At 74.2% G+C, this 19,541-nt stretch carries 15 protein-coding genes and 1 pseudogene; 11 read left to right on the forward strand and 5 right to left on the reverse strand.

The features are described 5' to 3' along the window. Positions 1–153: 153 nt before the first annotated feature. Positions 154–2,277: a SpoIIE family protein phosphatase gene (locus ACFV5H_RS03880; protein WP_385192638.1), complete on the forward strand. Its 2,124-nt coding sequence runs from the start codon at positions 154–156 to the stop codon at positions 2,275–2,277. Between the two features lie 103 nt (positions 2,278–2,380). Continuing rightward, positions 2,381–5,206 (forward strand): SpoIIE family protein phosphatase, encoded by a 2,826-nt coding sequence (locus tag ACFV5H_RS03885; protein ID WP_385192641.1) that lies wholly within the window; start codon positions 2,381–2,383, stop codon positions 5,204–5,206. 20 nt (positions 5,207–5,226) lie between these two features. Here the strand turns inward: ACFV5H_RS03885 and ACFV5H_RS03890 are convergent, their stop codons facing one another. Further along, a complete protein-coding gene (locus ACFV5H_RS03890; protein ID WP_385049859.1) occupies positions 5,227–5,787 on the reverse strand; it encodes a hypothetical protein in 561 nt (186 codons plus the stop codon). A gap of 187 nt (positions 5,788–5,974) precedes the next feature. On the opposite strand from ACFV5H_RS03890, the gene ACFV5H_RS03895 reads away from it, so the two are divergent. Continuing rightward, on the forward strand, positions 5,975–6,562 hold the full coding sequence (locus tag ACFV5H_RS03895; protein ID WP_385049856.1) for a TetR/AcrR family transcriptional regulator: 588 nt from the start codon (positions 5,975–5,977) through the stop codon (positions 6,560–6,562). A 54-nt stretch (positions 6,563–6,616) separates the two neighbouring features. Here the strand turns inward: ACFV5H_RS03895 and ACFV5H_RS03900 are convergent. Then, a pseudogene (locus tag ACFV5H_RS03900) lies at positions 6,617–7,446 on the reverse strand (pyridine nucleotide-disulfide oxidoreductase); the annotation flags it as partial. 445 nt (positions 7,447–7,891) lie between these two features. On the opposite strand from ACFV5H_RS03900, the gene ACFV5H_RS03905 reads away from it, so the two are divergent. Together ACFV5H_RS03905 and ACFV5H_RS03910 are read left to right on the forward strand one after the other, a co-directional pair. After that, entirely contained in the window at positions 7,892–9,181 is a 1,290-nt protein-coding gene (locus ACFV5H_RS03905; RefSeq protein ID WP_385049853.1) for a sigma-70 family RNA polymerase sigma factor, read from the forward strand. Beyond that, positions 9,165–9,932: a ribonuclease BN gene (locus ACFV5H_RS03910; RefSeq protein WP_385049878.1), complete on the forward strand. Its 768-nt coding sequence runs from the start codon at positions 9,165–9,167 to the stop codon at positions 9,930–9,932. The genes ACFV5H_RS03905 and ACFV5H_RS03910 overlap by 17 nt, the downstream gene beginning before the upstream one ends. A gap of 8 nt (positions 9,933–9,940) precedes the next feature. Here ACFV5H_RS03910 and ACFV5H_RS03915 read toward each other — a convergent pair whose 3' ends face one another. Then, positions 9,941–11,005, reverse strand: a complete 1,065-nt coding sequence (locus ACFV5H_RS03915) for a galactosyldiacylglycerol synthase (protein WP_385049875.1) — start codon at positions 11,003–11,005, stop codon at positions 9,941–9,943. A 236-nt stretch (positions 11,006–11,241) separates the two neighbouring features. Between ACFV5H_RS03915 and ACFV5H_RS03920 the strand changes: the two genes are divergently transcribed. The 5 genes from ACFV5H_RS03920 to ACFV5H_RS03940 all read left to right on the forward strand — a co-directional run bounded on the left by ACFV5H_RS03920 (position 11,242) and on the right by ACFV5H_RS03940 (position 16,436). Next, positions 11,242–11,607: a hypothetical protein gene (locus ACFV5H_RS03920; RefSeq protein ID WP_385192643.1), complete on the forward strand. Its 366-nt coding sequence runs from the start codon at positions 11,242–11,244 to the stop codon at positions 11,605–11,607. A 13-nt stretch (positions 11,608–11,620) separates the two neighbouring features. Further along, complete coding sequence (locus tag ACFV5H_RS03925; RefSeq protein ID WP_385192646.1) at positions 11,621–12,523, forward strand: DMT family transporter; 903 nt, start codon at positions 11,621–11,623, stop codon at positions 12,521–12,523. A gap of 49 nt (positions 12,524–12,572) precedes the next feature. After that, positions 12,573–13,334 (forward strand): polysaccharide deacetylase family protein, encoded by a 762-nt coding sequence (locus ACFV5H_RS03930; protein WP_385049845.1) that lies wholly within the window; start codon positions 12,573–12,575, stop codon positions 13,332–13,334. A gap of 234 nt (positions 13,335–13,568) precedes the next feature. After that, positions 13,569–15,632, forward strand: a complete 2,064-nt coding sequence (locus ACFV5H_RS03935) for a SpoIIE family protein phosphatase (protein ID WP_385049842.1) — start codon at positions 13,569–13,571, stop codon at positions 15,630–15,632. Between the two features lie 42 nt (positions 15,633–15,674). Then, entirely contained in the window at positions 15,675–16,436 is a 762-nt protein-coding gene (locus ACFV5H_RS03940) for a ZIP family metal transporter (RefSeq protein WP_385049839.1), read from the forward strand. Between the two features lie 220 nt (positions 16,437–16,656). Here the strand turns inward: ACFV5H_RS03940 and ACFV5H_RS03945 are convergent, their stop codons facing one another. Next, positions 16,657–17,343, reverse strand: coding sequence for a TetR/AcrR family transcriptional regulator (locus ACFV5H_RS03945; RefSeq protein ID WP_385049837.1), 687 nt, complete (start codon positions 17,341–17,343; stop codon positions 16,657–16,659). A gap of 194 nt (positions 17,344–17,537) precedes the next feature. Between ACFV5H_RS03945 and ACFV5H_RS03950 the strand changes: the two genes are divergently transcribed. Then, positions 17,538–18,413, forward strand: coding sequence for an NmrA family NAD(P)-binding protein (locus ACFV5H_RS03950; RefSeq protein ID WP_385049834.1), 876 nt, complete (start codon positions 17,538–17,540; stop codon positions 18,411–18,413). On the opposite strand, the gene ACFV5H_RS03955 is transcribed toward ACFV5H_RS03950, so the two are convergent. After that, positions 18,402–19,502, reverse strand: a complete 1,101-nt coding sequence (locus tag ACFV5H_RS03955; RefSeq protein WP_385049831.1) for a P1 family peptidase — start codon at positions 19,500–19,502, stop codon at positions 18,402–18,404. The two genes, ACFV5H_RS03950 and ACFV5H_RS03955, sit on opposite strands and share 12 nt — an antisense overlap. Positions 19,503–19,541: the final 39 nt, after the last annotated feature.

A 19,541-nucleotide genomic window follows, 5' to 3' on the forward strand; every position in this document is an offset into this window, starting at 1 on the left:
GTGTGCTCGGTCCGGACGCCGGGCTCGTACGTCCATCACAGTCGCCTTCCCGAACGACTGCCAGTGGTCACGGCCACATGGAGCAGGCGCATCCGCACGGACACCACGGCACACCCTTCGCCCGTCGGCGACCGACCGCATACTGTCGGACATGTGAGTAATGCAAGTCCCGGCGGTGACGGTGGCGTGGCCTCCTTGGACGAGGCGCTCAGTGCCACGGTGCGCCGGACGGGGGCTCTGGCAGGCGGCGTGTACCTGCTGTCGGCACAGGAACCGATGCTGGGCCTGGCCGCGGTCTGCGGCATGCCGAGGGCGACCGTGGCTCCGTGGCGGCGGGTGGCGGTCTCGGCCGCCGGCCCCCTGTCGGAGGCGGTGCGGGAGGACCGGCTGGTCTGGGTGGGCCGTCAGGAGGACATGGCCCGTCTGTATCCGAACGCCGCGGCCGGGATGCCCTACCAGTTCGCGGTGGCCTTCGCTCCCCTGCACGGTGCGCGCCGCTACGGGGCCATGGCGCTGGTGTGGTCCAAGAGCCATCCGCCGTCCCTGACGCCGCGCGAGCGCGGGCACATCCAGTCCAGCGCACGGCGCCTCACCCGGCTGCTGGACCGGGCGCCCGCCTCGTGGACCGTTCCCGACGAGCCGCGCACCGTGCCCCTGCGCCCGCCCGACGTCGATCCGGCGCAGGACCGGATCGCCGCCGTCGACCTGGTCCAGCGGCTGCCCGTCGGTGCCCTCGGCCTCGACCTGGAGGGGCGCATCACCTACCTCAACGACGCCGCGGCCCGGCTGCTCGGCCGCGGACGCGACCGTCTCCTGGGGAATCTGCCGTGGCAGGCCGTGCCCTGGCTCGACGACCCGGTCCACGAGGAGCACTACCGCGCCGCGGTCTTCAGCCGTGAGCCCGTCGCCTTCACCGCGCTGCGCCCTCCCGGCCGGTGGCTCGACTTCCGGCTCTACCCGGACGAGAGCGGCATCAGCGTCCTCGTCTCCCCCAACCACGACCGGCACCCGGCCGACGCACCGCCGCCCCGTGTCACCACCCCCCTCGCGGCCCCGGAGGGCGCCGGCACGGGGCGGATCCACCAGCTGATCCACCTGTCGGCCGCGCTGAGCCAGACCGTCACCGTGGCCGACGTGATCAACGTGGTGGCCGACCAGATCCTGCCCGCCTTCGGCGCCCAGGGCCTGGTCGTCTCGACCGCCGACTCCGGACGTCTGAAGATCACCGGGTACCGCGGCTACGACCCGCGCACCATCGCCCGCCTCGACGGCCTGCCGCTGGACACCGAGGTCACTCCCGTCGGCCACGTGCTGCGCAACGGCGCCCCGGCCTTCTTCACCGACCCTGACGAGATGGCCCGCGCCCATCCGAAGGCCTCCGCGCTCAGTGACAAGCAGGCATGGGCCTTCCTCCCCCTGGTGGTGTCCGACCGTCGCGTCGGCTGCTGCATCCTGTCCTACGACCACCCGCACCCCTTCGGCGCCGGCGACCGCGCCGTCCTCGTCTCACTGGGCGGTCTCATCGCCCAGGCCATGGACCGCGCGCTGCTCTACGACGCCAAGCACGACCTGGCCCACGGCCTGCAGGAGGCCCTTCTGCCGACGACCCTGCCGCACATCCCCGGTCTCACGGTCGCCGCCCGGTACCTGCCGACCGCCCACGGTGTGGACATCGGCGGTGACTTCTACGACCTGATCCGCCTCAGCGACACCACCGCCGCCGCCGTCATCGGAGACGTACAAGGGCACAACATCAACGCCGCCGCCCTCATGGGGCAGGTCCGCACCGCCGTCCACGCCACCGCCGGCGAGTGCCCCGGCGACGTGCTGACCCGCACCGAGCGTGTGCTGGCGGACCTCGAGACCGACCTTTTCGTCTCCTGCCTCTACATCCACATCGACCTCGCCCGCCGACGCCTCCACCTGGCCAGCGCGGGACACCTCCCCCCGCTCCTGCGCACCCCGGCGCCCACACCGGCGACCCGCGTGCTCGAGGTGGATCCCGGACCCCTGCTCGGCATCGGCGCGGGTCCCGCGGCCGACTACCCGGTCACCTCCGCACCCCTGCCGGCCGGATCGCTCCTCGCCCTCTACACCGACGGTCTCGTGGAGACTCCCGGCTCCGACATCACCCGGTCCATCGACGACCTGGCCCGCCACCTCACCGGGACGGGTGACCAGCCGATCGACGATCTGGCCGACGACCTGGTGCGCCACGCCGTTCCCCGGCACGCGTACACCGATGACATCGCCCTGCTGCTGTTGCGCAGCCCGTGACGGCCCGGGAAGGACCGTCCCGGGCCCGCGGAACCCGGGCCCTTCGCCTCCGGGACACCCGCGACCGAGCGCACGTCCCATTTGCCCGATTACTCTGAATCCTGTGGACCCGTATCCGACTCCTTCGGGCAGTGGTCCCGGCGGCCGGACGCAGCCGGTCGCCGGGGTACGCCCGGAGATCCTCGCCTCCTGGCAGCGCTCGCAGTCGCTCGGCATCGACCAGGAAGGGGCGGCCCTGCCGGTCGAGAGGGACCTGGATCCCGACTCCCGGCTGATCAGGGCCGCCGCGCCGGTGCTGAACCGCCTGTACGAACGGTTCTCGGGCGTGCCGGTGACCGTGGCGCTGGCCGACTCACGGGCGAACCTCGTGGAGCGGTGGGGCGCCCCGGCGGGGCTGGAGCTGATGGACGCCGCCTCCCTGGTGCCGGGCGCCAATGTCGACGAGCGGTTCATGGGGACCAGCAGCGTCAGCATGGTGCTGAGCACCCGGGCGCCGTTCGTGGTCGTCGGCCACGAACACTTCCTGCACGACCTCAAGGAGCTGACCTGCATGGCCGCGCCGGTGCGCGACCCGGTGGGCGGCACCGTGCGGGGCGCGGTCAACCTCTCCGTGCCCCGGGTGCTGGCCGACCCCGGCATGGCGCTGGTCCTGCAGAAGGCCACCGAGCGCATCGGGGAGCGCCTGCTGGAGCTGAGCGCGGCCCGCGAGCTCGAGCTGATGCGCTCCTTCCAGCGGGCCAGGGAGCGCGGCGGGCACGCCGAGCTGGACCTCGGCTCGGGTGAGCTTTACCGGTCCGGCGGGCCGGCTCCCCGCCTGGCCTCGCAGGAGCAGCTGATGCTGCTGGAGCGTGCCGTCGAGCTGATCTCCTCGGCCGGCGAGGCATTCGCCGAGGTGCCCCTCGCGGGCAGCCGCGTGGCCGTGCTGCGCCGCCGGGAGCTGCACCACGGCGACGCGGAGGGCGCGGCGGTCGAGGTCAGCTTCGAGGACGCCCGCGGCACGGGGGCGTCGGACCGGGGCACCGTGACCGCCCCCGACGGCCGTCATGTGCCGCTCCTGGACCGTTCCTCCGTGACGGCGGGCGCGGACGCGCCCGGTGCGAGGACAGAACCGCACGCCGCCGGGCCGACCGACGCGTGGCTGCTGCTGGTCGGCGAGCCGGGCGTCGGCAGGCTCGCCGCCGAGGCCCGCGGGCGGCTGTCCCTGCTGAACGAGGCGGGCATACGGCTCGGCACCACCCTGGACATGTGGCGTACCGCCGAGGAGCTGGCGAAGATCGCCGTGCCGCGCTTCGCCGACCTGGTCGTCGTCGACCTGGTGGAAGGTGTCCTGGCCGGCGAAGAGCCGCCGCCGGGGCATCTGCGTCCCGGTACGGCACTGCGCCGGGTGGCCGCCTGGGCGGGCGAGGACTCCCGCGGCGTCCCGGCCGGCGGCGTGGACGAACCGGCCGGCTACCCCGCCGGTACGCCCCAGGCCCGGTGTCTGGAGACCGGGCGGCCGGTGACGGACTCGGTGCCGACCGCCGCGCTGTCCGGGTCGCCGGCCGGCCGGGCGCACCCCGTCGGCCTGCTCGGCGAGGGCGTGCACTCCTATCTGGGCGCGCCGCTGTCCGCGCGGGGCTCCGTTCTGGGCCTGGCGGGCTTCTACCGCCGCGGCAGGACGAAGCCGTACGAGCAGGACGACCTGACGCTGGCGGGTGAACTGGCGGCCCGTGCCGCGATCAGCGTGGACAACGCCCGCCGCTACCGCCGGGAGCACCGCGCCTCCCTGACGCTGCAGCGCAGCCTGCTTCCGCACGTGCTGCCCCGGGTGAGCGCCGCCGAGCTCGCCTCCCGTTATCTGCCCGCGGACGCCAGGGCCGGTGTGGGCGGGGACTGGTTCGACGCGATCCCGTTGTCCGGGATGCGCGTGGCGCTGGTCGTCGGGGACGTGCCCGGAAACGGCCTGCAGGCGGCGGCGACCATGGGCCGGCTGCGTACGGCGGTGCGGACGCTGGCCGGTCTTGACCTGCTGCCCGAGGAGGTGCTGGCCCACCTGGACGACCTGGTCAGCCGGACTCCTGACGAATCGGCCGACGAGCAGGACCCCGCGACGGGAACGACCTGCCTGTACGCGGTGTACGACCCGGTGTCGTGCCGCTGCACGGCCGCCCGGGCCGGTCATCCGCCGCCCGCCGTGCTGACGCCGGGCGGGCGGGCGCGGCTGATGGACCTGCCGAGCGGTCCGCCGCTCGGGCTCGGCGGGATCCAGCCGTACGAGTCCGCCACCGTCGACCTGCCCGCGGGCAGCCTGCTGGCGATGTACACCGACGGCCTGCTCAAGGAAGACCGCGGTTACGGGGACACCGACGTGCGCACCGGGCGGCTGCTGGACTCGCTGAGCCACGGCGGCCCGGCGCTGGAGGACATCTGCGACCGGATCATGGGCACCCTCCTGCCCGGCAGCCCGTACGACGACGTGGCCCTTCTGCTGGCCCGTGTGCACGCGCTGTCCGGGGACCGGGTGGCGTCCTGGGAGTTCCCGTCCGATCCCTCGGTCGTGGCGCGGGCCAGGGCGCTGACCCGTGATCAGCTCGCCGCCTGGGGCCTGTCGGAGCTGGATTTCAACACCGGGCTGGTGGTCAGCGAGCTGGTCACCAACGCCGTGCGGTACGGCGGCCGGGGGCCCGTGTGCCTGCGGTTGCTGCGCGACAACTCACTGATCTGCGAGGTCTCCGACCGCAGCAACACCTCTCCGCGCATCCGGCGGGCGGCCATGACCGAGGAGGGCGGGCGCGGCCTGTTCCTGGTGGCGCAGTTCACCAGCAGCTGGGGCGCCCGCTACATGCCGCAGGGCAAGACGGTATGGGCCGAGCAGGTGCCGCAGCCGGAACAGCCCGTACCGGAGACGGACGAGCAGGCGCTGCTGGCCATGTTCGACGACTCCGGCTGACCCGTCCGGGCCCGGGGAGGTCATTCCCCGTCGCGGGTGCGGTTCAGCCGGAGGGCCGAGACGAGGAAGAAGACACCTCCGGCGAAGGCGTAGCCGGCGAGGTTCGCCAAGGTGGGATCGTCGCTGCCGGCCTGTGCGCAGAAGGACGCGCCGGCGGCCGTGGAGACGGCGCCACTGATGATCATCGGCCACTGGCCGCCCAGTTTCCTGCGGCCCGCGCCCACGACGAGCTGGACGAGTCCCGAGGTGACGGCCCAGATCCCCCAGACCCGCAGGACGGCCGGGATGCCCGACGTGACGGCGACGGCCAGGCCGATGACCGTCAGTGAGCTGATCGCGATGTTCGCGTACAGGAGCCGGACCGTACCGCCGTTCGCCTTCGCGGACCGGACGTCGACGACCGCGGCCGCCACGTCGAACAGGGGGTAGACCAGCAGCAGCAACGTACTGAGCGCCCCCAGTGTGCCGGCGGTCGCGAACAGCAGGGCGGCCCATACGGCGGCGAACGCGAACCGCAGGAAGTACAGCCTGCGCAAGGCGGAAGGAACGCCGGTGGGGGTGGTGCCGACGAGGGTGTCCATGGAAATGCCTTCCCGTGACGGTGGATCGGTGCGGAGCAGCGCGGTCCTGCCTGGCGACCGGGTGCACGGAGAGCCGTGAAGACACCGCCGACAGGAGGGAGAACGTTCTGTCTTGCACTCAGATCAAAGAGGACCGGTGCGGTCACTGTCAAGACCGAACGTTCTACCTGTTTGGTAGCCTGACGGCATGAGTCGGAGCCCGAAAAGCGGCAGCACGTCCGAAGCGCGAGCGCGGCTGCTCCACACAGCGAGCCGGATCTTCTACGCCGAGGGGATCCACTCCGTCGGCATCGACCGGGTCATCGCGGAGGCACAGGTGACCCGGGCCACGCTGTACCGGCATTTCTCGGGCAAGGAGGAACTCGTTCTCGCGTACCTCGAACAGGCCGACCGGGGAATCCGGGAGCAGGTCGCCACCGCCCTGGTGAGCGGCCGGCCGGCGGCCGACAGGGTCCGGGCCGTCGCCAGGTCCATCACCGAAGGCATCCGGTCCCCCGGTTTCCGCGGCTGCGCCTTCCTCAACGCGGTGGCCGAGTATCCCGACCCCGCCCATCCGATCCACCGAGCCGTCCTGGCCCACCGGCAATGGTTCCTGGACACCGTCACGGAGCTGCTGGCGGAGACCGGCGACGCACCCGCCGGGGCAGCCGGCCGGCACCTCGTCATGCTCCGGGACGGCGCCATGGCAGCCGGTTGCCTCTTCGACCCCGAACTGGTCTCGGAGACCTTCCTGCAGGGCGTCGAGGGAATCCTGCGCGCTCGTACCGACTCGTAAGGGCGGTGCGGCCGGCGTCCGCCGCGGCAAGCACAGCGCCGGCCCGGCTCCCGGCTACGGCAGAGCGGCCTTCCGCTCCGTCCCGGTGAGGGGCGGGCCCTGCGGGTGGGGCTTTCCGGGACCGATGAGCACGGGGACGAGCATGTCCGGCGAGAACAGGCGGGTCGCCGGTTTCTCCCGGTCCATGACGTCCGGCAGCGCCGCCATGGCGCGGATTGCGTGCGCCGGTCTCCACCGCTTTGTCGACGAAGCGTGCGAGGACACGTTCGACGCTGTTGGGCCGGGTCCCGGCGGCTCCCGGATACAGGGCGTCCTGACCGACGGCCAGATCCCAGGCGGCGGCCACCGGTCGTGCGGCAGCGCGCTGGAGACGGCGCGAGAGGCCAGGGCGTCCCGGCCCGGCCGCGCCCAGCACGTCGCGCACGGCGAGAGCGCCTTGGGCGGCGACGGTGAGGCCGTGGCCGTGGCCGGGGTTGTAGCCGGCGACGGCGTCACCGAGGACGACGAAGCCGTCCGGCCAGCGCTTGGCCCGCTCGCAGTAGCGACGGCGGTTGGCCGTGGCGCGGGTGGTGACGATGTCCCCGAGCGGCCGGGCGTCCTTGATGAGTTCGCCGATGACGGGATCGCCCAGGCCGAGGGCGAAATCGACGAAGGCGCCGGGATCGTCGGCGGGTTCGCCGCCTCGGGTGCCGGACAGGGTGACGATCCAGCGGTTCCCCTCGACAGGCAGGACGATGCCGCCCCGCCCCGGCGCCTTCGCCGGGTTGGCCTGCACGTTGATCAGGGGGAAGCCGATCCCCCGGGTCGCCTCGGGGGGCGTCGTAGACGCGGGTGGCGTAGGCGACGCCGGCGTCCACCACTCGCTCCGCGACGGCCGGCACCCCGCCCTGGTACTGGACGACACCTGCCGGGTACTCGCCCGGAACCCACCGGCCGCTGCCCTGTTCGAGGATTTCTCGGCTCTGGGCGCGGCAGCGGTTCCACCCTCCCCGGCCGCGACCGGCAGGGGCCGGCGATGCGCGACGCGATGACGCCGTACGGTCCCGGTCCCGCGTTCTTCCGCGAGGTGTACGGGGCCGTCGTCCCGGACGGGGCGGACCACCGGCCGGTGGTGGCGCACCCGGCCGGACGGCACCTGCCGGCCCGGAGCGCAACCCGCCGGTGCCTGACGTCACTCGCGGGACGGACAGGGATCCCGCACGCGGCTCAGGCCGTGTTTCGGGGCCCGGACGAAGGGTGACTTCGAGACTGGCGTGCACACCTCTCCCGCGCGGAACGGCCGTCGCGCCCGAACGCCGACCACAGCGGAGTCACACCCCCGAGAGGCCCATGTCCCCCTCAGCCGCCGACGTGATCCGGACACGCGACGCCGTACCGGAGCCGTCCTCGGAGCAGCTCGACTCGCTGCTGCGCGAGCTCTCCGAGCACCCGCCGGGACTGCGGCGGGCCGCCCTCCGGGAGCACGTCATCCGTCTGCTGCTGCCGATGGCGCGGCGCGTCACGCGCCGCTTCCGGTGCCACGGGGAGGAGTTCGACGATCTCGTACAGGTCGCCTCCCTGGGACTGATCAAGGCCGTCGACGGCTACGACCCCGCCCTGGGCCACGCCTTCCTGTCGTACGCGGTCCCCAAGGTCACCGGTGAGCTCCGGCGGCATCTGCGCGACCGTACGGCCACCGTACGGCTGCCCCGTCCCCTGCAGGAGGCGAGCGGCCGGATCCTCCAGGCCGTCGAGGAGCTCGAACAGCGGCTCGGCGGCCGCTCGCCCACCCCGGAGCAGATCGCCGGGCACACCGGGCTCGGACAGGACCGCGTGCTGTCCGCGCTGCGGGCGGTGCACGCGTGCCGTGCGCGTTCCCTCGACGAGCCCGCCGGGCACGACCGGGAGATCCCGCTCGCCCGTCTGGTCGGCGCGGAGGACCCGGCGCTCGGCCGGGTGGTCGACACCGTGTCCCTGACCGCCCTGGTGAAGCGGCTGCCGGAGCGTGACCGCCGCGTGCTCTACCTGCGTTTCTACCGGGAGTACACCCAGCAGCAGATCGCGGACGCCGTCGGCGTCTCCCAGATGCAGGTCTCGCGCATTCTGCGGCGCTGCTTCGACCGGCTCCGCGAGGCGCTCCTGGCGTGCGAGCCGTGCGCGGGAGCCGGCGAGGCGGCGCGGGGTCCGGCCACCGGGCGGGCGGCCCGGCCGGAGCGCACCTCGTGCGGCCGCCGTGGCACGGAGGAGCCGGTACGTCCCGTGGGAGCCGCCGGCCCGGCACGCCCGGCGGCCGGTCCCACGGCTCGGGCACGACCGGCCGGCCCGGCCCCGCGTGCCGCGGACCGTACAGGGCCCCGGCGCGGTCACGAGCCCCCGGTCCGGCGGCGGCGCGCGGGCTCGCGGTGGCGGACGTACGCCGGGGCCGTGCCGCGGCCCGCGAGGGCGCGGCCCCCTCCTGCCCGCCGCGCGCACGAGGAGAGAGAGCACCTTCCCCGACCGGGTTTGTCCCGTCTGCCGAGGGGTGACACAGGTGCGTGTACGCAAGCCGACGAAGGAGCGCACCGTGAGGCGTGGCCCGCGCACGCTCCGGCACGGGTGGAGGTGGCTGGGCGCCCACACCCTGATGCGGCGCGGCCGTGACATCGAACTGATGCACAGGGCCATGGGTTTCGCCACGCTGGCGCTGGTCACGCTGGCGCCCCTGCTCATCGTGATCGCCGCCGCCGACCCGCTCGGGCGGGGCGGCTTCGCGGCCTGGCTGGCGGACGGCATGGGGCTGTCCGGCCGGTCCGCGCGTGTCCTCACGGAGATCATCAGCCCGCCGCGCGAGGTGATCGGCACCACCAGCCTGTGGGGTGTGCTGGCACTCGCCGCGTTCGGCATCCCGTTCGGCGGGAGCGTCCAGAACGGCTACGAGCGGATGTGGGACCTGCCGCCGGGCCCGTGGCACCGCATCTGGCGCCAGGCGACCTGGCTGTGCGTCCTGACCGCGTACCTCTACCAGGAGGTGCTGACCCGCGACGCCCTGCACGGGCCGGAACGGATCACCCTCTCGCTGGCGACCGGCGTCCTGTTCTTCTGGTGGGGGCAGTACTTCCTGCTGGGCGGCCAGATCGGCCGGTGGCACCTGCTGCCGGGCGCGATCGCCACCATGGCGGGCCTGATCGGCCTGCGGGGCTTCTCCTACTTCGTCTTCAGCCCACTGATCATCGACAACGCGATCAGCTACGGCACCGTCGGTGTCGTCCTCATCGTCGAGTCCTGGCTCATCGGCGTGGGGTTCGTCATCTTCGGCGGCGCCCTGTTCGGCCGCTGGCTCCTCCACCACCACGGGCACCGGTTCACCGAGGACCTGCCCCCGCCGCCCGGCGACGACCGAGGTGGGCCATGAGCGCCCGGTCACTCGGAGGGCAGGCCGGCGAGCGCGGCCACCCGGGCCAGTACGTCTCCCCGGAAGAGCTGCCGCCCGCGGTCGATCCGGTGCTCCCGGTACGGGCCGTCCGCCGACAGCCGCCGCAGCGCGCGCAGCAGGGTGGCGGCGTCCGCGGCGGTCTCCGAGACGCCGAGCGCCGCCATCCGGCGTACGCCCTCCGCGCCGTGGCCGGGCAGCGGGCGGTAGCCCACCACGGGCAGCCCGCAGGCCAGTGCCTGTACGGCGGTCTGGCCGGCGGCGTTGTCGACCAGGACGCGGGCCGCACGCAGCAGGCCGGGCATGTCGGTGACCCAGTCCGGTACGAGCGTGCCCGGCAGCCCGGCCAGGCGGGCACGCAGGCGTTCGTTGCGGCCGCACAGCACGATCGGGAGGAAACCTGCGGCGGCGAGCAGCCGGGCGGTCCCGTCCAGCTCCGAGGCCGCGCCCCAGGCGCCGGCGGACAGGACGACGGGCGGGCGTCCGGGGGCGTACCGCTCGAAGCGCCGCCGCCACTCCGCCGCTCCGGCGGCCGGCGCGAAGAAGCCGGGCGCCACGACCGGTCCGGCCGTCTCGACGGGCACCGCGATATGCCGGTCCACCTCCCGCGCGGCATCGTCGGTGAGGCAGAGGTACAGGTCGTTGCCGGGGTGGAGCCACTGCCGGTGGACGGCGAAGTCGATCACGAGGACGGCGCTCGGGGGCCGCAGCCGCCCGCGGGCCCTCAGGTGGCCGGTCAGCTGAGCGGCCAGATGGAAGACGGGGACCACCACGTCGGCGCCCGTGCGCTCCGTGAGGTCCGTCAGACGGCGGCCCGCCAGCCGGGCGAGGGGGATGCCGCTGGGACGGTGCCGCGGGCCGGGGCGCAGCAGCGCCCGGTAGAGGCCCGCGTACATCCAGGGGTAGTGGCGCACCGACGACCGGTAGAAGCGGCGCAGCCCTGTTCCCAGGCCGTGCGGGAGCAGCCGCAGGAGGTCCACGACCTGCGCGTCGTGGCCTTGTTCCCGGGCTCGGCGGGCGAGCTCGCGGGCCACCGTGTCGTGGCCGGCTCCCATGCTCGCGCTGACGATCAGCAGTCGCAGCCCGACGTCCGCCGGCGCGTACCGGCGGGGTACCGAGGACGGTGAGTGCACGGGGTGGTGTGTCTCCCGCGCTGCGCCGGTGAAACACGCTCCCGCGCGTTTCGGCGGCCGGACCGGGGATACTCCAGGGTGCCCTCCCCGACGAACGCCGGGAGCAGCCGCGGACAGCGGTCCTCCGGGCGTTCACCCTCGCATCCGAGGTGCAGCCCATGTCTCACGCTTCCCCTGCCGGCACGGCCGACGTGTCGTTCCCCCGGACGTCCGTGGCGGTGCCGGGAGCCCCGGCCGGCGGCGCCGGGCGCCCGCGCGCCGCGCTGGTGACCGGTGCCTTCCCGGGCGTCTTCGCCGACGCCCTGCGGTACGGGCCGCGCGGCGGCGGTGTCGCGGTCGGCCTCGTGGTGCCGGGCGTGGCGGACACGCCGTTCCTCGGGCGGCGCGGCGTCCCCTGCCGGCGGTCGTGGCCCGGTCCTGTGCCGCCGGAGCGGGTCGCCGATGCCGTGTGGCGTGCCGTCGTCCGGGGGCGGGACGGGGTCTGCGTCCCCGGCCGGCCGCGTCCGCCCGCCGTGTCCGGCTGAACGGCGTCCCGGCGTGCTGGTCGTCGTCCTGGCCCTGCTGGCGGCGCTGTCCAACGCCGCGGCCTCGGTGCTGCAGCGGCGGGCCGCGGCGGACGAACCGGAGGGCGGCGCGGGCGTGCGCCAGGCCGTCCGCTGGCTCGGGAAGGTGCTGCGGCGGCCCTACTGGGTCGCGGGGGCCGGGATGCTGGCGCTGTCGACGGTCCTGCAGGCGGCGGCTCTGGGCGTGGGCAGTCTCGCGCTGGTCCAGCCGCTGATGGCCGCCGAGCTGCTGTTCACCCTCGTCGTCGGCAGCGTGGTCTTCCACCGTCGTCCGGACTCCCGGACCTGGCTGGCGTTCGCCGCCCTGGCCGCCGGGCTGGCGGTGTTCCTGATCTCGGTCGCTCCGACCGCCGGCCGGTCCACGGCCTCCGCGGGACGGTGGCTCGTGACCGCGGGGGCGGTGCTCGGGGCCGTCGTGGTGCTGGTGGTGACGGCCCGCACGGTGCGGGGCGCGCCCCGCGCGGGGTTGCTGGGGCTGGCGTCGGCCGTGTCGTTCTCCCTGACGGCGGCGCTGCTCAAGGAGGTGACCGGCAGGATTCCGGACGGGGTGGGCGCCGTGCTGGGGACGTGGCCCGTGTACGCCACCGCCGTCGCCGGGGCCGTCGCCTTCCTGTTGCTCCAGAGTGCGTTCCGGGCCGGGACACTGGCGGCGTCCCAGCCCGCCCTGACCCTCGGTGACGCGCTGACGAGCGTGGCGCTGGGGTGGGCGCTGTTCGGGGAACAGATCACGCTCGGTGTGCGGGTGGTGCCGGCGGTGCTCGGCGTGGCGCTCATGGGGGCGGGCACCGTGGGTCTGGCCCGCGCCCCGTCGGTCTCCGGAAGCTGGGACGCGGCGTCGCGGAGTCCGGGTACCGACTCGCCCCGGCCGGTGCCGTAGGCGCCCCGAAACGGCGCGGCCGCCTCTCGCGGAAAGGAGCCGGAAGCCGATGCCCGTGTCCCCAGGCCCCTCCCCCGCCCGGCGGGCGGCAGCCGTGCTGGCTCCTGTCGCCGGCGTCGCCGCGGCGCACATCGCCCCCGCCGCGACCTGGCTGCCCTTGGTGCGCCGCCGTTTCCCCCGCCTCGCCGGCGTCGGGCACCCCGCCCATGTCGCGCTGACCTTCGACGACGGACCCGATCCCGGGTCCACCCCGCGCTTCCTCGACGCGCTGGAGGAACTCGGGGTCCGGGCGACCTTCTTCGTCCTGGGCGAGCACGTCGTACGACATCCCTCCGTGGTCCGTGAGACCGTCCGCCGCGGACACGAACTGGCCGTGCACGGCTGGAGCCACGACCGCCCCTGGCTGCCGGCCCCGGCGGACGACGTGCGCGACCTGGTGCGGGCGGCCGGCGCGGTGCGGGAGCTGACGGGCCGGCGCCCCCGCTGGTACCGCCCGCCCTACGGCGTCCTCACCTCCGGACGCTGGGCCGCCGCCCGTACGGCGGGTCTGCGGCCGGTGCTGTGGACCGCCTGGGGCAGGGACTGGACGGCCGAGGCCACCCCGGCGTCGGTGCGCTCGGCCGTCGCGGCCGGTCTGCGCGGCGGCGGCACCGTCCTCCTGCACGACACGGACAGGATGTCGGCGCCGGACTGCTGGCGGGCCGCGCTGGGCGCCCTCCCCGGCATCGTGGACGGCTGCCTGGAGGCGGGCCTGTCGGTCGGGCCGCTCGCCGAACACCGGGTGCCCTCGGCGGTGAGCGGTGACTGGTGACTCACCCGGGGCGGACGGACCGCGGTGACGGACCGGTGCCCGTCGTACGTGGTGGGAGCCGCAGGAAGCCCTTGTCGAGTCCTGCGGCGCTCCGGTGTTTGGATGCCCTTGCGGTGAATTGGGCATATTGTCCGCATATAGGTGATGTTCGGTGCGGCCAATGTGATGCGGCCTCGTCGGGGTCGGCGCACCGGCGGCCGGCTGGGAAGTTGGTGGGGTTCAGGTGGGCGGCTGATGGAAACCGCGATGGCTGCCGTGGTGCGGGAGAGCGGCGCGTACGGCGGGCTGCTGTATGTGCTGCCGCCGGGCGAGGACGCTCTGTGGCTGGTCATCGTGGCGGGGGCCCCGCACGAGCTCGCGACTCCGTGGCGGCGGATCGCGCTGACCGATCCGATGCCGGTGGCGGACGCCGTGCGCGAGCGGCGCCTGGTGTGGATCGGCGGGCAGGAGGAGCTGGCCCGCCGGTACCCGCGGCCGGCCCTCGTGCTGCCGTACGACTTCGCGCTCTCGGCCGCCCCGGTCACCTCGGGCGCCACGGTCCGGGGCGGGCTGGTGCTGCTGTGGCCCGGAACCCACCCGTCGCGGCTCAGTCCCGGCGAGCGTGATGCCATCGAGTCGGGCTGCCGCCGCCTGGGCAGCCTCCTCCAGGAGCTGGCGGACCGCGGCGATCCGCTGCTGCCCGCCGGCCGGCCGCGGACCCTGTCCCTGCCGTCGGGGAGCACCGCCCCACCCGGTGAGGCGGCCGCGGTCACGGCCTTCGTCGACCGCCTGCCCGGAGGGTCCTGCGCGCTGGACATGAACGGCCGCTTCACCTTCGTCACCCCCGCCGCCGCCGGCCTCCTCGGCGCCGGTCCGGACGAGCTGATGGGCGCCCTGCCCTGGGAGGCGCTGCCGTGGATGGACGTCCCCCAGGTCGAGGACCGCTACCGGGCCGCGCTGGTCAGTCATCAGCCGCAGGCGTTCACCGTCCTGCGTCCCCCGGACACCTGGCTGGCCTTCGAGCTGTACCCGGACCCCTCCGGCGTCAGCGTCCGCATCACCGGCACCGACCCGTCCGAGAGCGCTCCCGCCTCGTCGTCCGCGTCGGCCGCCGGTCCCAGCCGCGCCGTCCTGCTGTACCAGCTGATGCAGCTGGCCGCCACCCTGACCGAGGCCATCGGCGTACAGGACGTGGCCGACCAGACCGCCGACCAGCTCCTGCCCGCTCTCGGCGCTCAGGGCATGGTGCTGATGGCCCCCGAGAACGGCCGGCTGAGGATCCTCGGCCACCGCGGCTACAGCGCCGACATCATCAACCGCTTCGACACCATCCCCCTGAACTCGGACGTCCCCGCCGCCAGGGTCCTGGCCACCGGTGTCCCCGGCTTCTTCGAGAGTTTCGCCGAGCTTCAGCGCGACTACCCGGCGACGGCGCACGAGGACGGGATGGCCGCCTGGGCCGTCCTGCCGCTGATCGCCTCCGGCCGCCCCCGGGGGTCCCTCCTCCTCTCCTACCGCCGGCCCCGCGCCTTCCCGCCCGGTGAACGCGCCGTCCTCACCTCGATGGCGGGTCTGGTGGGGCAGGCCCTGGACCGCGCCCGCCTCTACGACACCAAGGACAACCTCGCCCACCGGCTGCAGTCCGCCCTGCTGCCGCACACGCTTCCCGACGTCCCCGGCCTGAAGGTCGCCGCACGCTACCTTCCGGCGGCCCAGGGCCTGGGGGTCGGCGGCGACTTCTACGACCTCATCCGTCACGACGAGCACACCGCCGGCGCCGCCATCGGCGATGTGCAGGGCCACAATGTGGACGCCGCGGCGCTCATGGGGCAGGTCCGCACCGCCGTCCACGCCCACGCCACCGTGGGCTCGGCCCCCGATCAGGTCCTGGCCGGCACCAACCGTCTCCTCACCGACCTCGAGCCGGGCCTGTTCACCAGCTGCCTCTACGTCCGCCTCGACCTCGCCGCCCACCGCGCGTGCGCGGCCACCGCCGGACACCCGCCGCCCCTGCTCCGCCATGCCGACGGACGCACCGAGGTCCTCCCGGTTCCCCCCGGTCTCCTCCTCGGCATCGAGCCGGACTCCCGCTACCCGGCCCTGGAATTCCCCCTGCCGGCCGGCTGTGTGCTCGCCCTCTACACCGACGGGCTCGTCGAAGCTCCCGGAGTGGACCTCGACGACGCCACCGCGGCCCTCGCGGGGCTCCTCGAACACGCGGACCCGACCGATCTGGACGCCATGGCCGACACCCTCATCCGCCACGCCCCCACTCCCGGCGACGACATCGCCCTGCTCCTCATCAGCCCCTGTGGCTGACGCGGCGAGGAAGAGGTGGCCCGTGGCGGGTACCGGAAGTGCATGACACAGGTGCTTCAGGCGGGTTGGTGGGGACTGGTGGCGGGCTCGGCGCTGCTGCTCGGGGCGGCGCTGGGATACGGGCTGCGGGTCCCGCAGAAGGTGATCGCGACGGTCATGGCCTTCGGTGCCGGGGTGCTGCTGTCGGCGGTCAGCTTCGAACTGGTCGGGGAGGCCTACGACCAGGCCGGGCTGGCTCCCGCGGCGGTCGGCGCACTGGCCGGCGCGGTGGCCTACACCGCGGGCAACATGTGGCTGGCCCGCCGCGGCGCCCGGCACCGCAAGCGCTCGGGGCACCGGCGGGAACAGGCGCAGCCGTCGGAGGGGCAGCAGGCCGGCTCCGGCCTCGCGCTCGCCTTCGGGGCGCTGCTCGACGGCGTCCCGGAGTCCGCGGTCATCGGCGTGAGCCTGCTCGACGGCGGAGCGGTGAGTCCGGTGACCGTGGCGGCGGTGTTCATCAGCAACATTCCTGAGGGGATGTCCAGTTCGGCGGGCATGAAGAAGGCCGGACGCGGCAGGGCCTACGTCTTCGGGGTGTGGGCCGCCATCGCCGCCGCGAGCACCCTCGCGGCGGTCCTCGGCTACACGGTGATCGGGGATTTCTCCCCGGCTGTGATCGCCGCCGTGACCGCGGTGGCCGCCGGGGCCATCCTCGCGATGATCGCCGACACGATGATCCCCGAGGCGTTCGAGGACGCCCACCTGGCCATCGGGCTGGTCACCGTGAGCGGCTTCCTGGTCTCCTTCGCCCTCTCCCACAGCTGAGGCCCGCCGTTCCGCCCCTGTTCACCGGCTGCCGGTCGGACCGCCGGTGACGGAGACGACCTTCCCCGCGAGTTTCCCGGAGTCCGGTACCGCCGGGTCAGGTGTCACGGACGGACCTCCGGCGTCGCTTCGGGACCGGGACGCTGCCGGCGCCGCCTGCCGGGCGCCTCGTCCGCCTTCGCGGGGAGCAGGTGCCCGTCGGAGCCGGCCCGGTGCCGGATCAGCGGCGCAGCCATTCGTCGAGGAGTGCGGCTTCGGCCTTGCTGAGGCCGGGGAGTTCGGGCAGGAGGGTGCGGAAGGCCGCGACGACGGCCGCCGGGTCCCGGGCGGGGACAGCGGGTTCGTCCACGAGGACGGCGCGGGTGACCGCGTCGAAGGCGGCGTCGGCCAGGTGCGGGTCGCGTTGCTCCGGCGGCAGGGTCAGCAGGGTGTGGACGGTTCCGACCCCCGCCGCGCGGATGAGGTTGACGGCGCGTTCCTCGCTCACCCGCAGCCGTCCGGCGGCGGCGATCCTGCGTACCCGTTCGGCGAGGACCAGCACGCCCTTGACCTGTGCCGGGGTGTCGCGCGCGCGGGCCGGGTCGAGCAGCAGGGCGTAGACGTAGGGGTGGGCGAGGCCGAAGCCGATCTGCGTGTTCCATCCGGTGCGGAGGTCCTCCACCGGGTCGTCCGAGGGCGCGGTGGCCTGTTTGCTCGCCACGTGGTCGGCGAAGACCTGTTCCACGGCGGCGACCAGCAGGTCGTCCTTGCCCTGGAAGAAGCGGTAGAGCGCGGGAGGCTGCAGCCCGGCCTCCTGGGCCACGCGGCGCGTGGTCACCGCGGCGGGCCCCTGGTCGCGCAGCAGGCCGGCCGCGGCCTTCACGATGCGGTCCCGTGTGATGTCTCGCCGCTGCGTGTTCGGTGCCATGGAAACGATGGTATCGCCCGTGCGTGACAGGCGATGTTATCAACGATACCGCCGCCCTCATCCTCGTACGGCCCCCTTCCGACTGTGGTGAATCGGCCATTCCCCCGGTGTGCGCACGTTTTTGCTTCCACCGGAAGTATCAGTGTTACCGTTATTCTCGTTCCATTGGAATCACCATCGGACAGGAGTCAGCCATGCTGATCGTCACGGGAGCCACCGGCCGCCTCGGGGCACTGATCGTCGACCGCCTGCTGGAGCGGACACCGGCCGACCGGATCGGTGTCAGTGTGCGCGACGTGCGCAAGGCCGCCGGCCTCGCCGAGCGCGGCGTCCGGGTCCGGGCGGGAGACTTCACCGAACCCGGCGGCCTGAAGCACGCCTTCGAAGGTGCCGAGCGCGTCCTGGTCGTCTCCGCGGCCATCCGGGGTGACGGCGCGGCGGCCGCCAACGGCGCCGCCATCGACGCGGCGCGGGAAGCGGGCGCCCGGCGCATCCTCTACACCAGCCACCAGGCCGCCTCACCCACGTCGCTCTTCCCGCCGCAGCGGGTCCACGCGGCCACCGAGGAGCACCTCGAGCGGCAGGGAGTCCCCTGCACCGCCCTGCGCAACGGCTTCTACGCCGCCACCTTGAGCCACTACATCGGCGCCGCGCTGGAGACCGGCACACTCGCCGTGCCGCAGGACGGCCCGGTGTCCTGGACGGCCCACGAGGACCTGGCGGAAGCCGCGGCCGTCGCCCTGACCGAGGACGGGGCGCTCGAGGGGATCACACCGCCGCTGACGGCCCCGCGCACGCTGGACTTCGCCGACGTCGCCGAGATCCTCGGCCGTATCACCGGCCGGACCGTCACCCGGGTCGTCATGGACGACCACGAGTGGACGTCCGCGGCGGTCGCCGACGGGATGCCGCGGCCGGCCGCGGAGTTCGCCCTGACGATGTTCACCGCGTCGCGCGAGGGCGAGTTCGACGTCGTCGACCCGACGCTGGAGACCGTCATCGGCCGCCCCGCGAAGACCGTGCACGAGGTCCTGGAGGCAGTCGTACGCTCGCTGCGGTCATCCCGGTGACCGCGGTCCGGCGCACTCGTCGGGCCCGAACGGGCCGGACGTGAGGGCGAGGAGGAGGCGGTCCGCCGGGAGGGCCGGTACGGTCCGGCCGCCGAAGCCGGTGGTCGTCTCCGCGGCGAGCAGGGAGTTGAGCACCGCCTCCTCGACCCCGTCGAGGACCGCTTCGAACAACGGCCCCAGTTCGGCGTCGGCCACGGGCGCACCGGCACCCGGTCGTGTACTGAAGGCCACGGCGTAGTCACCGCTGCCGTGGCTGTAGGCCGCGCCCGAGCGGGCCAGGGCGAACACCGCGCGGCGCGCCGCTCGGGTGAGCTGCCGGGCGTCGAGAGGGGCGTCCGTGGCCACCACGACCATGCAGGAGCCGGTCTCTTCGTCCGACGCCGGATCGGCTGCTTCGAGGCCCATCGCCCCGGGCGTGACGGTGCGGCCCAGGACGCGCAGCGTGCCGCCGAAGTTCGCCTGCACCAGGACACCCACGGTGCACCGTCGGCCTGCCAGGTCCGGTGTGCGTGAGGCGGTTCCGATCCCGGCCTTGAACCCCAGGGCGACCGTGCCGGTTCCCGCGCCGACACAGCCCTCGGCGACCGGCCCGCCGGACGCCGTGTCGAGGGCGGCCCGCACATGCTCCTCGTGGACGGGCCGGGCGCGGATGTCGGACAGGAGGCCGTCGTTGCACTCGCCCACGACGGGGTTGAGGCTGCGCACCTCCTCGCATCCGGGCCGTTCGAGCACCCAGCCGACGAGGGCGTCGGCGACGCGGAAGGCCGACAGCGTGGAGGTGAGCAGCACCGGCGTCTCCAGCGTGCCGAGTTCGGCGAGCTGGGTCGTGCCGACGAGTTTGCCGTAACCGTTGCCGGTGAACACCCCCGCGGGCAGCGGTGTGCGGGGGCCGACGGCACCGGGCACGACGGCGGTGACTCCGCTGTGCACGCCGGGGGGCCGGCGGACGGTGGTGTGGCCGACGCGGACGCCCGGCACGTCGGTGATCGCGTTCAAGGGCCCGGGGGCGACGCGTCCGATGACGATGCCGAGGTCACGGGCCCGGCGCCGGACGCCCGGCGCGGACTGGGGGTGAGCCAGGTGTTCCATGGGGGTGGACGTTACGCGGCTCACTTCGCCCCGCCCGGG

Origin of the sequence: Streptomyces sp. NPDC059787, from assembly GCF_042732315.1 — a bacterium.
GTDB lineage: Bacteria > Actinomycetota > Actinomycetes > Streptomycetales > Streptomycetaceae > Streptomyces > Streptomyces atrovirens.